Below are 14243 nucleotides of genomic sequence, written 5' to 3' on the forward strand. Positions count from 1 at the left end.
TTAACTTATTCAGTTACTAATGCTTTAAATGAACGACCATTCACAAGCACAATGTAAGCTCCCGGCAATATGGAAATAGAAGTTTCCTCATACTGTGTCCTATATTCATTTACCATCTCTCCGGTTATAGAATATATTCGTATATCCGTACCTATTTCAGTTTTTACATTGATACGACCATTATCAACTGTTACAAAAGTATTTTCAGAGATCGAATCAGCTATTCCAGTAGGTACAATACGCATATGTAATTCAAAACGCTGATCATATTCACCAGGATTCAAATGTACCGAATAGTCTCCATCGTTTAGTAATACTTCTTTTTGTGTCTCTTTATCAATCAAATATATAAAATAAGAAGAAGAAGCATTATTCATCTCATTCAAAGAAAATGTGTATAATCCGTCTTGCCCCACATGTACGCCAACTGCAATCACCCGGTTAGCTACAGGTCGCTCATTAATAGCATAAGTAACCCCATCTTCTACTGTGTATATCTGAGGTAGGTTTCTATTCTCACTCATAAATTTAGAAGCATCTTTATCCATTTCATAATCGATCGACGCTTCGTCATTTATTACGAAACGAGTCTCGTCCGCATACGATTCATCCCCAAATGATAGATTATAAACCTCTCTTTTAGAATTCTCATCATGACGGGATTGGATCATTGAAGCCCTTTCTTTAACGGTCGATTCATGTTGACGACCATCGGAACGGAAAGTTATTGCATCTACACCTACAGGCTTTTGTACGAAGAACGCTTCCATTGGTTTTAAAACGTAAGCATCATCAGTCAATGATAAAGCTTTATAACCCTCTCCCGAACGAATTGTGATAGGTGCTTGATAATCAATATATCGTATATCGAAAAAGCAAGGATATGGATTGCCCACAAAATTCCAGCTTCTGTTATGTACAAACTCTGAAACATGTTCTTTTAAAGAAATGCTCAAATCGGTCGAGGCAAAGATCTTATTTTTATTCTCATTATTCAAGGCTTTTAGAACAAAATCACTGACACTCCGTTGATTAAATTGAATTATATACCCTTCACCGGCATTAAGCAAATCATCGCTTCCCAATTTCTTCCAGCTTTGCCCTGAACCCGAAGTAGCACGTGATGCTCCGTCATATCGGTAAATAACATACAATATGCCTTCCGGTATGTCCATATCGGCCACTTTCGTATCAAAAGGTACTGAGAAGAAAATCCATTTATTATCTGCCATATTATTCACAATAACCTTAAGTGCCACGGAATCTGCCCTCATTCCCTCCGATTCATTGATCAAAGAGGTAAAAGAGGAATAATCCCAAGTCAGATTTCCATACCAATCAAGAGAAGTAGTATGATTTTGAACATAGTTACCCAAAGAAAGTGCTTTTTTACCATTTATTGTAAATCTTCCCTGATCATACAATATCACATTCGGGTTGTTTGCGGGGCGAATGGTATCTGCAAAAGTTAATGCCCTATTTATATAAATGTCCTTCATATCCTCAATTATGGGTTTTATGACAGGAATAGCATCCCACCCCGGAGTCAGCTTATAGTTATTCAAAGACCAATAGGGTACGAAAAGTTCACAATCTGTTTTATCTACATAATAAAGAGGGTCATAGTTACCATTTAGAACCGGTGGTACAGAGGCGTAACAAGTAAGTCTTTTCAAATTAGTACACTCTTGAAAGGGAGTTTCACACCAATTCAATGAAGCCGGGAGAATTACCTCTTTAAGAGAAATGCATTTACCAAAAGCGTCATCTTCCATAGTAGTTAATTTGGAAGATTCCGGAAAGGTGATTTGGTTTAAATCAGAACACTCTTTAAACGCATTATAATTGATACGCTCCAACGAGTTTGGAAAAACGATTTTCTCTAAAGAGCTACATCCGTAAAAAGCATATCTTCCTATAATTTTCAAACCTTCAGATAGAGTTACTTTTCTAAAATTACATCCCCAAAAAGCTCCTTCCGAAATGTAAGTCAAACTATTCGGAATTACCAAAGGCTTTAATGAACTGCAATCATTAAATGCATAACTTCCCATTACCGCAAGAGTTGAAGGTAAATTTATGTTTTCCAAGGAATAGCAATATCTGAAAGCAGATTCCCCTATACTTTCCAATCCTTCCGGTAATGCCAATTCAGTTAATCCATAACAACGGTGAAAAGCATAATTTCCTATACTTTTCAAGTTTTCCGGCAATTTAATATTTAACAAAGCTGTTCTCGTATTAAAGAAATAGTCAGGCAATGCCTCCATCTTGACCGCGCTCATGTCAATTGAAATTAAATTAGGCATTCTATTCTGTATTTGGTAAAAATCATCCGAATTCAAAACACCGGAAATCGTTAGATCATTCACATTGGAAACATATTCTACCTGTTTTAAAATTTCTTCACCTAAAGTGCCTGCGGTCTCGACATCAACTTTAACTGCTACAGACGTACCATCGACGATTGCATTATTTGTCCATCCGGTGGCCGTGCTATAAACATTTCCATATCCTGCAGGTACATACATCACACGACCGTACTCATTGAATATATTACTACCATTACTTGATGTCGGTGGCGTTTCTGCTTGAATAGTTACCTCTTTCAATTTATGGCAACCGTTGAATATATCCCATCCTAACTCTTGAGTCGTAATTGGGAAATTTACTGTTGGCAACATGCTACAATTAACAAAAGCACACGGTTCTATATATGCTATTTGTGGAAATTCGATTCTATTTAAAGACGAACAATAAGAAAATGCCCAATCTTTTATTCTCGTACAATTAGGCAACATAATTGCCTTCAAAGACAAACAGTTTTGAAATGCATATCGACCTATTGTCAATACGGAAGCCGGAATATCAATGAGAGTTAACGAAGAACAATTCTGAAATGAATTATCACCAATAAGCTCCAAACTGTCAACAGGCAAAACGACCTTTTCAAGTGTTCTATTACCTTCAAATGCGGCATACGGAATCGACTTATCCTTAACAAATGCTGCCGCCATATTCACAATTCGTAATTTCGGCATATCTCTTCTCAATACATAAAAATCATCTCCATTCAATCTTCCCATCAAAGATAAATTGGTAATGGTATCTTTTTGCTCCTGCGTCAATATTGAAGATAAACTTCCGGCAATGGGAACTTCAACCCCATAGCCTTCAGAACATAATGCCTTGATATGGATCAGTTGATTACCACCATTAGTTTCAACAAGAAACTGTTGCTGCCAATAATCTTCTTTTTCAGGAGAGAATGCTATTACAATTTTAGCTTTCTCTCCTCCTTTTATGGCTTCTTTAGGCCAGTCCATAATATTGAAAGGAGAAGAAAGACCTGAAATATTTTTTATTTGCAGGTCCTGTTTACCCAAATTAATCACTTCTATCGTATCCTTTGTCACTGTATCCGGAAGTTTATTCTTGAAATTCACAGTGTTTTTCATGAGACCCAAGAACGGTTCGTCCGTCTCAATCCCGGATATCTCCAAATTTTTCACATAAGCATAGGCATCAGTATATCCTTCGCTTAATATATACGACCATTTAAGCGTATATATGCCTTTATTTAATTCATAAGATGCATGTGTCCAATCTTGCCTTGATTGCAAAAATATCGAATCGGAATCATTAATTGAAAATTTAAAAGTTTCACCATAGCCCCAACTCTGTACCTTATAGTCAAAGCTGACAACTCCCGTCTCTAAGATTTCAATAGTCGTACTAAACCAAGACGTTTTCAACCCGACAATATCCGAACTTGACACACATCCGTCACTGACAATCCATGGATATTCAGATTGATCAAAATTGACAGGTAAAGGAGTTCCACCAGAGATAGCCACATTAAAATCTTGAGCTTTCAAAAAGTTTCCCATAGCCATCATAAGCATGACCATCAACATCGTAATAATTCTTTTCATATAAGTAATAGTTTATGTTATATTTACAGATATCTTAAGATTAATTCCATACAAATGTATGAACAATAACGTTGCTATCAAAATCAAATATTTACTACAATTACATATTCTGTTCGTTTTCACGTTTATCACATCAATATTGACGTTTAGCTTGCAAAAAAAGAAGATTATTATTAAGTAAACAGACTTATTTACATCAGATTATATGTCATATCAGATCAAGAACGAAAACTAATTTTACCAATGAATACTCATATCTCAATACAGGAATTGGATAAACGAATTATCACATAACCCCATAAAACATACATATGCCTAACAAAAAGCACCCTTTTCTCTTTTTTTACTAACCATCCTATTTTATAAAAAGATTGAAATAGCCCGACGACAACTCCTTTTCTTCTTCAAAAACAGATAAATCGAGCTTTTTTCCCCGATAAAACGACCTTTTCTTCTAATAGAAATAACCATTTTCAACCGGAAAAATAGGTGTTTTCATCAAATGAAGTGTTTATTTTCATCTGATGAAATAACTTTTTCATCAGATGAGAATTTAATCCTCATGAATTAAAGTTTATTTTGCCTTTTTATTTTCCATTTCCCTCCTCCTGGCGAGCATACATATTCTATCAAAATAGCACTCTTAGTCGCCCAACACTTTCTATATAAAAAGAAATCAAAGGACAATCCACACAAAAGAAAGTCCCTTCTTCTAAATTAACAGCAAACTGACTTTCCCTAATTGGCCTACAATCGTATTTTTCCAATCACAAGTACCATCGCTAGAAAATATCGTTCTTATGGCAAGTTAAAGAGACAAATTGTCAAAAAGATAAATCATTTCATCCTATAGTTGTAAATCCACAACCGCATAGCCACAAATTATATCTTAGCAAGCTGTCTTATCGAATAAATAAATTCAATCATCTTCCACTATTTGTGATTTTACTATTACTTTCGCGACTAACAAGTCAAAAAGCAATCGAGAAAACCAATGGACTCAAAAGCCTCACAAGCCAAAGACAATGTAGAACAGGAATTCCTTACAGTAATCCGGGAATATGAACGGATCATTTATAAGGTATGCTATCTATACACCACTCCGAATGCTACACTCAACGATCTCTATCAAGATGTAATACTTAATCTGTGGAAAGCATACCCTAAATTCCGGAGAGAATGCAAGGTATCCACATGGATATATCGCATTGCACTGAATACCTGCATCAGTTTTATCCGTAAGGAAAAAAATGTGCCGGAGCTTGTGACGTTGACCCGGGAAGCGGACTGGATGGCGGAAGATAAAGATCCGTTACAGGAAATGTTGCGACAATTATACCGGATGATCAACCAATTAGGACAACTTGATAAATCTATCATATTGCTTTATCTAGAAGAAAAAAGTTATGAGGAAATGGCTGAAATTACCGGATTGACAGTTACGAACATCGCAACAAAACTAAGCCGTATAAAGGACAAATTAAAAAAAATGAAAAAGGAGGATTGATTTATATGGAATTGGAAGAACTAAAAAAATCGTGGAATGCATTGGACGAGCATCTTAAAGACAAAAAGATAGTCAAAGATGAAGATATCTCGCGGCTTATCAACCATGCAACAAAAAATATCGATGCTATGAGCCGGTTGAACAAAAGACTCCGGATAATAGCACTTATCATTTTTGTCTTTTTGATTTTTACATTTATCTATGACGGGGTTTTCCCTGATATTTACTATCAGATCATTCTCATTGCCTTGATTCCTGCTTTCGGCTGGGACATTTTCAGTTCCCGTTACTTAAGCGATACGAACATAGATGAATTGCCACTTGTCACGGTTATTTCGCGCTTTAACCGTATCCATCGATGGATGATTCGTGAAAGAATTATTGGAATCGGCTTTATATTATTTATGGCCGTCCTCTTCTTCTTCACTCGGCAAGTATGGCAGCATGGTACGGGTATGATCATCTTCTTTTTCATAGTATGGGCCATAGGAATCGCTTTTCCTCTCTGGATTTATAGAAAAAATCTGGGACGCTTGCATGAAATAAAGAAAAACCTCAATGAATTAAAAGAATTGAAAGATAATGATTAACTCAAAATATTCTAGACCTCTATTCTCTATCTAATAAAGACGAAAGGTGTCCTAGTGACACCTTTCTTAATTTTATGCTGACAGAACGACAATCTCACTTTTACCATTTACCAATTTGCGTAATTGCACTTGTACCGAAATACGTTCACTCATCTCCTGCACGTGAGATATAACCCCAATTTTCCGCCCCTGCATTTGTAACTGTTCCAATGCTTCCATGGCTGTACGCAAGCTGTCGGCATCAAGAGAGCCAAATCCTTCGTCAATAAATAATGACTCTACCTTCAAATTATTACTTGAAAGAGAAGAAAGCCCCAAAGCCAATGCCAGTGAAATCAAAAAAGATTCCCCACCGGAAAGTGAATAGACCGTACGGACTTCATCACACATGTCGCAATCGACCACTTGTAAGGCCAGCGTACCGGGTACCTGCTGAAGTTTATATCGCTTGGAAAGATAAGCTAAATGTTTATTTGCGTGCAACAATAGTAAATTAAGAGTATAACTCTGGGCTATAACTTTAAATTTAGTACCGTCAGCGCTTCCAACCAGTTTGTTCAGCTTTCCCCATTGTTCGGCAACCGATTGTTTTTCTTTCCATTCGACTTCGATCTCTTTCAAACGTTTTTTGTTCTCTTCTTGTTGCAACAAACGAACCTCAATTAAAGACAACCGGTGTTCTGTTTCCTGATTAGCCGTCTGACAGGCACTAATAGATTCTGTCAATTTATCGGGATTTTCTATTTGTTTTTGTTGCTCGGTCAATTCCTGAACCACTTTTATAAGTTGCTTTATCTCTCCTTGCAAGGTGGATATTCCCACCTGCATCTTCTCTACTTCTTTACGGGAAATCTCCAATGTTTCTGAGATTTCTTTTTCTTTTCTATGGACTGCCCTTTCAGCATCATCGGCCGTCTTCCCCTTCAACAATCCTTTACGTTCTTGTTGCAAACGCTTAAGTTCCTCATCAATCGCATTATAACGAACTCGTTCTGTAGATTCCGTTTGCCGAAATATCTGTAGCTGTTCCTCTATCGCCACTGTCTGCTGCATCAATAACCGGAGTTGATTAAGTTTTTCCCGGACAACTTCACAATGATTTCTCATTTTTTTTATCAACTCATCATTTCGTTGCCATTCTGAATAAAGAAGTTGGTATTGATTCATTTTTCCTTCTAATTCATGCAGACGTTGAGTCAGTTCCTTCAAAAGAGTGTTCAGATAATCTTTTGAAGGTTCAGCCCCCGGATAGGCTGCCACTATCTCCTCTTGAAACTTCTGTTGATCAATTAAATTGCGTATGTCCCGTTGAAGTGCAATTTCACGGTCATTCATTTGTTTATAGACTTCAGAAGCCGCTTTATATTCTTTCTCAACAGAATGATACAAAGTGTCGACAGCACTTCCTTCTATTCCATATGGATGCGATAAACTACCACAAACAGGGCAGGCTTCACCGGCATGAAGATTATGACGCAAAGCGATGACGTTTTGGCTCATGGCCAACCGGGCATTTTCATATATATGTTGTAACACATTTAGTTGTCCCGCCTTGTCAGTAAGTTGCTGTGTCAGAACAGCCAGTTGAGTAGATAATTCCGCTTGTTTGGCACGCAAATCCGTCAGCAATCGACTCGCCTGTAATGTACGTTGAACAAGAGCTTGCTGTTGCAACAATCTATTTTGCTCCTCACCAATAGATTGAATACCAAAAGCATTCAGATCAGACACCCGGTTATCATTTTCCTTTTGATAGAATAACAGTTGTTGTTCTTCACGAACCACAGTCTCTTCTATCTGTTGCAAATCTACCGATAGAGATACGCCCTTCTTCAATAATTTGCTTAGGGAAATGCAAGATGAATCTAATTCAACTTTAACAAGGCGTTGCTTTTCCTCTGAATCAATCGTTTGTTTATGTAATACGTTCAAAGTATCTTCAGACTGCCTTATATTTTCTTTCAAAGTCTGTAAACGGATGTCCAATTCGCGAGCTTTATGTAATTCCGGCTGAAGTGTTTCCCATTGTTCACGAAAATGCATAAGATATTCCGTTTGTTGAAGCAGACTCTCCTGAAGTTTTTTCAATTTTTCTAACTCTACAGATTCTTCCTCTTGCTTCTTTAGAAGTTGTTCACGATGCTGCCCTAAAGTCCGGACAACAGTCAATTGACCGTTCAATTCAGTAAGCTTTTTCACTCCATCATTACGCAGTTGAACCAATTCTTCCTTATTTTTCTGCAAAGCCACTAATTCTTCTTCAGGAAGCAGTTCGATGAGACTGATGGACTGTTTAAGTAGATTCATTGCTTCGTCAGCAGCTTTACTGCGCGCATATATTTCACGAGAAACACGAGAATATATCTCAGTTCCTGTCAGCTTTTCCAGCAACTCGGCTTTGGCAGACTCCTTGGACTTTAAGAAGGTGGCAAAATCATTTTGCGCCAATAAGACGGTACGGGTAAATTGTTCATATGTCAATCCGACCAATCCAACCAACTGACTGAGAAGTTCTGTTTTCGTACCTTGTAACTCTTCTCCTTTATTCAGATCGATAACCTGAATCACCTGGGGTTGCAACGATCCCATAGATTTACCGCGCGCGCGACGAACCGACCAACGAGATCGATAGAGATACCCAGTACTTCCTTGGAAATCTACCTCAGCAAACCCCTCTCCCATTCCTCTTCGAAGAATGTTTCGCACATCAGACTGATTAACTTGATTTTCACCAACATCCGACAAATACAGATTTTCACCCGATGCCGTAAAACGAGGAGTTTTATCATAAAGGGCCAAACAAAGAGCATCTAATATAGTTGACTTACCCGCCCCCGTAGCTCCGGAGATTGCAAATATGCCAGCCGAATGAAGAGGTTCAGCCGTAAAATCTATTTCAAAAGTCCCTTCTATAGACGCAAGATTCTTAAGTCGTATGCTCAGTATTTTCATTTATCACTCCTTTCATAGCTTCATTAAATAGTTTTTCCAGTTCTTCAGACATTTCGACCTGATAGATTTTCTCAAAAGTAGCTTTCACAATATCAAGTGGATTCATTTCTTGTAGACCAGAAGCAAGCATCACTTCTTCCTTCATTGCGTCCCCAGCTTGCCGGTAAGAAGATACGATTCGAGCCAGCCGTACCGCTTTATCCACAAGGATTTCTTCGATGCGTTGACGAAGCACAGGTTCCGGTTCGGACAACATGATCTTTATTTCCAAATAAGGAAATTCTGATTCAGACAGTTGAGTATCCATTAATGAAGGCAAATGCTCAAGTTCTTCAATGACCTTTTCAGGAACAGCAGCTTTCCCATTGGGTACACTTAAAAGGCCAACCATAGGATTATATTCTATTTTTTCTATCTCCACTAATTGGCCTTCCATCAACGTCACTCGAACTACACCATGATGATAATTTTTCTCTGCAAACGACATAGGCAATGGGCTTCCGGCATAACGAATATTATCACGTCCTGATACCCGCTGTGACTTATGTATATGCCCTAATGCAGTATATGCTATCTGTTTAGGGAAAGCATCGGGTGAAACACATTCCAATCCTCCGATAACGGTTCGCTCACTATAATCACGTTCTGCAATTTCCGATCCGGTTGCTTGCAGATGACCGACAGCAATAATAGCTTCACCATTTTTACGGTGTTCAATAGCCCTCTTCAATAAACGAGCATATAATTCTTTCACACCTTCAGCATAAGGATTTCCTTCTGTTATAACTACAGGATAATCGCCCTGTCGGAGAAAAGGTACAGCTAAACAGAGTGCTTCCACCTCACCTCCACGATTTTTCAACTCAACAATTAAATCATCATAATCAATTTCCCCTTCTTGTTTATGTACAAGACCTTTAATTTCTGTTCTCATCTCCTGCAAAAGAGGCAAGGGCGCTTCAAGCCGGGCAGCAGAATCATGGTTCCCAGCTACAATTACTAACTGAAGCGATGGATTCTCTTCTGTAACCCTACGAATAAAGTTATAAAACATACGCTGTGCCCCTGCAGATGGATTGGAAACATCAAATATATCACCTGCAATCAATAGGACATCAATCTCCTCCTTCTTCAACTCTTCGGCCAACCAATTTAAAAAGTGGTCGTGTTCTTCCCTCCGGTCATAGCCAAAAAAAGTTTGCCCCAAATGCCAATCGGCAGTATGCAAAATACGTATCATTCGTTTTCCAATTTAAATAACTGATTATATAGATAATAGCGGACAAGTGAAAATGACAGTAGGTTTATCTTTGTCTTTAGTGACTGTATAAGTTCCATTGAAATAACGTATAAAATGTGAATTAATCTCATTACGGATCAAAAGTTTTTTATCAGTATTGTTTTCTCGTGCCAATAAAGTACCTGTCACTATGAATATTAAAACAGAAGAGACATCTTCACGCTCTATACTAAGCGTAATATGATCGAAATCCTGATGATCACCAGATGGAGTAGTAAACAGACTTCTCAACAACGACACAAACCATTTTTTATCGGTACAAATCAACTGGCTATCAACAGAAGTCTGTATAGAGATTCTTTCATTACCATCTTCCGTTCCATTGGCAAAACGAACTATCTCTCGGCATAATCCGATGATTTCTACTTCTTCCTCTTCATATTTAATCTTTCCCGATTCCAAACGGGAAAGTTCCAGTATATTATTTACATAATCCAATAATTGCTCTGCATTTTCCTGAATAATCTTCCCATATACCAACTTGGTCTCTTTATCAAGATCGTCCGTTTCGGCCAATAATTCGGCAAATCCTACTACGGCATTAAGTGGAGTCCGTATATCATGACTGATTTCCATTTTCAGACGTTCTTTCGCCATATTATCTTCTTCAGAATGGGCGGCAGCTTCCGCAACCTCCCGTTCAGCTTGCACAATTTTACGCGAAAGGTAACGTGTATAAATATAAAAGATCAATGCCAAAATCGAAAGTATCAATAAAATAACAAAGATACGCACATAATTTATGTTCGTTACTTTCTGTTTCTCAAGTAATAATTCATCTATATGATAAATATCCTTTATTTGATCCAACTGATTGGAAGAGAAAGCATTATTCAATGAGTCTTGCGTTCTTATCAGATATTTACGGGTTTCGATGGCACCGATAGAATCCCCCTTTCCCCACTGCGTTGTGGCCTTATAATTCATCAACACACCAAATGTATTTACATTATTCTTCAGAACAATCGGAGTTACTTTATCTATCAATGCAATACTCTTATCATATTCCTTCGTCCGTGAAAAATATTGAAGCCGGATCAATTGTATATTTAACCAAAATACAGCATCGACATGCGGACCTAACAAAGCTTCCGCCTTTTCAATGTGTGCCATAGCACGCTCATAATCTTTATTAACCATATAATGTAATACATACTTCACTTCACAATCAATGATCAGATTTGCCCAATTCTTCTGTGTATCAGGCTCTCTTTCCAACACTTCTTGCAAAGTTTTCTTCATTTCAGCTAAATATGGCATTCTCAGACTATCTTTTCCTGAATTCCCATATACTTGGGCTATTCGTGAAAGAACATCTACTTTCAAGTACTCTTTTGTTTCAGGTTCAAAAATTTGATAAGCCTTTAGAAAAATATCTAAAGCCCGCTCGGAACGGCTAGATACTCCATAAGCACATCCCAAACTATTATATGCAGCAATCTTACCATTATTACTTTTCCATTTCGTTGCTTCATCCAATGTCTCTTTTGCCACATACACCGCTTTTTCAATCATTCTTTTAGATGCTAACGCACGACTTACAGCAGCTTTTTGTTCCAAATAATAATCATATGTACCCATCTCCTGAGCAAATTCTTTTAATTCTTCCACCCAATATGACAGACTGTCAGGATCATGCTTTTTATCATAATATGAAGCAATATAGTAAGCACCTTGATTCTCATAATAAAGATTCTGCTGCAATTTACCTTCCTCATACAAAGCAGTGGCAAAGAATTTATTATGAGGAGGATATTGATGTAGATAAGCTATTTCATCGAGGAGATACAACCGAGTAGAGTCATGCGGCATTTGTTGCACCCGTCTCATGACACTATCCCGATACATAATATCTTCCTTACTCTCCCCAGCAAACAAGCAGAAAAGAACAGAAAAAATCAAATATAGTGATATTATCAGCCTTTTCATGATTTAGTAGTTTGTGGATTCTCTATTTGCTTTAAAGGATGCAAAAAGCAAAAGCGCGCTCCTTGTAAATAAGTTGCATCTATCCAAATACGACCTTTCAGATGCCTCATAATCAAAAGACAAATGGATAATCCCAATCCTGTACCCTGCACAAAATCATTCAACTTCTCAAAACGTTCAAAAATGAGTTTCTGCTTTTCAACAGGTATGCCGCATCCCGTATCCGTAACTGAAAATAAAGCCATATCTGCATTTTCACAGCTTCTATCAAGACTTAGAACAATGGAACCTTCTTTCGTAAATTTTGTAGCATTAACCAAAAGATTTATCAATACCTGGCGCAGACGGGCATCATCAGTCTCAATCGCCAATGTTTCAAGAGAAGTAACAAAACGCAATTCAACCTCCAACTTATAAGAGGCAGCTATCGTTTCGATAACCTCACGACATATTTTCACAGCATCATATTCTTTTATATTCATGCTGATATTATCTTCATCAAAATCAGAAAAATCAATGATATCATTAATAAGTTTCAAGAGTTGGTAAGAGTTCACTTTAATAATCTCGCAGAACTCTTTCCTGGAGGTTTCATCTACTTCCATTTCATCAGAAGCCATTAATGTAGAGAAACCTACAATTGCATTCAACGGTGTACGCACCTCATGGCTCATATTTGAAAGAAACAGATTCTTTTTGCGTATTGCATCTTCTGCTTTCACTCTCGTTATTTCCAGTTTCTTTTTAGATTGATTCAAACGGAATATTTTTCGCCAACTAAGAAAAATAAAAAGAAACAAAACAAATACGCAACCAATTATTGATATTGTATAATAGCGGAGTGACTCACTACGTGCCTGCTCTATCTGATACGTTAACTGATCAGCCTGAAAACGTATAGAAAGTTGGTCGATTTCTTTCGGATAATTTGCTTTAAAAACTGAATTTATGTAAGAGTAAATTGTATCATATAGATCAAACGACTCTTTTTTATGTCCCATCTCCTCTAATAATTCGGCTTTTGAATGCAATGCACTGATAAACAGGGAATAATCATTATTAGCACGTTCCATGCTGAAAAAACGATTATACACTTTTAGAGCTTCTTCCGGTCTGTCGGTGCGTTTCAGATAAAAAGCCTTTGCCACCAAATAATATTGATAGAGTTCAGGAATTAATTTATTCTTTATCTTTTCAACTTCAGACAAATATCTGCCAGACGCTTCCGATTTTCCTGCATAGATATTATAATAGATTTTGAAGATATTTATGACTGCGTGTTCTGTATCCGACCATTTATCTGAAGAGCATTTTTCCAACATCCTGATGTATTTTGACATTGCATCCATATTTTTAATATGGAGATAATATTCCGCTAGTTCTACTAACAAGATTTTCTTTAAAGCAATATCTCCATCATACTGTTCAAAAAGTTCTAATGAACGTTCATAAACTTCTGCGGCTTCATCATGTCTTCCGGTGGCTATAAATACTTCTGCAATAGCATTAAGTGCCAAAGCCATTCCCAAAAGATTATCCTGCGCTTTTGCTTTTGAATACATCACGTCACTCTGGGCAATCGCCATACGAGTTTGCCCTCTGAGTATCTGTGATTTTATAAGTATTCGTTCAAATTCAAAATAATCATCATATTGATTATGTTTTTCTAGTACCTCCAACAAACTATCACAATTGAGAATAATACTGTCCTCTTCCTCCAAAAAAGAAAATCCAAGACTGTTGCGAAAAGATAGAATAATATCATCTGCTGTATTTGCCATCAGCCTGCTGCTCAACAATAAACAACAAATACTTAGTATAAGATTTCTCAATAGTATTTTCATTAAATGGCAAATTGATATATATGTTTGTATCAGTCTATATTATTCAGATGACAAATCTACTCAAAAAAAAGCAAACATTTCCATTTGATTACTGAAAAAGAAACATGACTTTTCTTTTCACCGCAATTACATCCAAAAAATGAACAATTATTGATTTTTCATCGCACTTATCCCCAAAAACAAGTT

The 14243-nt window shown here is 37.0% G+C and carries 7 protein-coding genes; 2 read left to right on the forward strand and 5 right to left on the reverse strand.

The window, feature by feature from the left end; all coding sequences use genetic code 11:
* Positions 1-5: 5 nt before the first annotated feature.
* Positions 6-3935: a leucine-rich repeat protein gene (locus tag H8744_RS17655; protein WP_262436109.1), complete on the reverse strand. Its 3930-nt coding sequence runs from the start codon at positions 3933-3935 to the stop codon at positions 6-8.
* A 994-nt stretch (positions 3936-4929) separates the two neighbouring features.
* On the opposite strand from H8744_RS17655, the gene H8744_RS17660 reads away from it, so the two are divergent.
* Positions 4930-5442, forward strand: coding sequence for an RNA polymerase sigma factor (locus H8744_RS17660; RefSeq protein WP_262436110.1), 513 nt, complete (start codon positions 4930-4932; stop codon positions 5440-5442).
* Between the two features lie 5 nt (positions 5443-5447).
* Positions 5448-6032 carry a hypothetical protein gene (locus H8744_RS17665; protein ID WP_262436111.1) on the forward strand — a complete coding sequence of 195 codons (585 nt, stop codon included), beginning with the start codon at positions 5448-5450 and terminating at the stop codon, positions 6030-6032.
* Positions 6033-6104: 72 nt separating this feature from the next.
* On the opposite strand, the gene H8744_RS17670 is transcribed toward H8744_RS17665, so the two are convergent.
* From H8744_RS17670 to H8744_RS17685, 4 genes are read right to left on the reverse strand one after another with little or no spacing between them, the layout of a single operon-like run.
* Positions 6105-8984 carry an AAA family ATPase gene (locus tag H8744_RS17670; protein ID WP_262436112.1) on the reverse strand — a complete coding sequence of 960 codons (2880 nt, stop codon included), beginning with the start codon at positions 8982-8984 and terminating at the stop codon, positions 6105-6107.
* Positions 8959-10224 (reverse strand): exonuclease SbcCD subunit D, encoded by a 1266-nt coding sequence (locus H8744_RS17675; protein ID WP_262436113.1) that lies wholly within the window; start codon positions 10222-10224, stop codon positions 8959-8961. The genes H8744_RS17670 and H8744_RS17675 overlap by 26 nt, the downstream gene beginning before the upstream one ends.
* A 24-nt stretch (positions 10225-10248) precedes the next feature.
* Positions 10249-12213 (reverse strand): sensor histidine kinase, encoded by a 1965-nt coding sequence (locus H8744_RS17680; protein WP_262436114.1) that lies wholly within the window; start codon positions 12211-12213, stop codon positions 10249-10251.
* Entirely contained in the window at positions 12210-14057 is a 1848-nt protein-coding gene (locus H8744_RS17685; protein ID WP_305067400.1) for a tetratricopeptide repeat-containing sensor histidine kinase, read from the reverse strand. The genes H8744_RS17680 and H8744_RS17685 overlap by 4 nt, the downstream gene beginning before the upstream one ends.
* Positions 14058-14243: the final 186 nt, after the last annotated feature.

This window comes from Jilunia laotingensis (assembly GCF_014385165.1).
GTDB classification, from domain to species: domain Bacteria; phylum Bacteroidota; class Bacteroidia; order Bacteroidales; family Bacteroidaceae; genus Bacteroides; species Bacteroides laotingensis.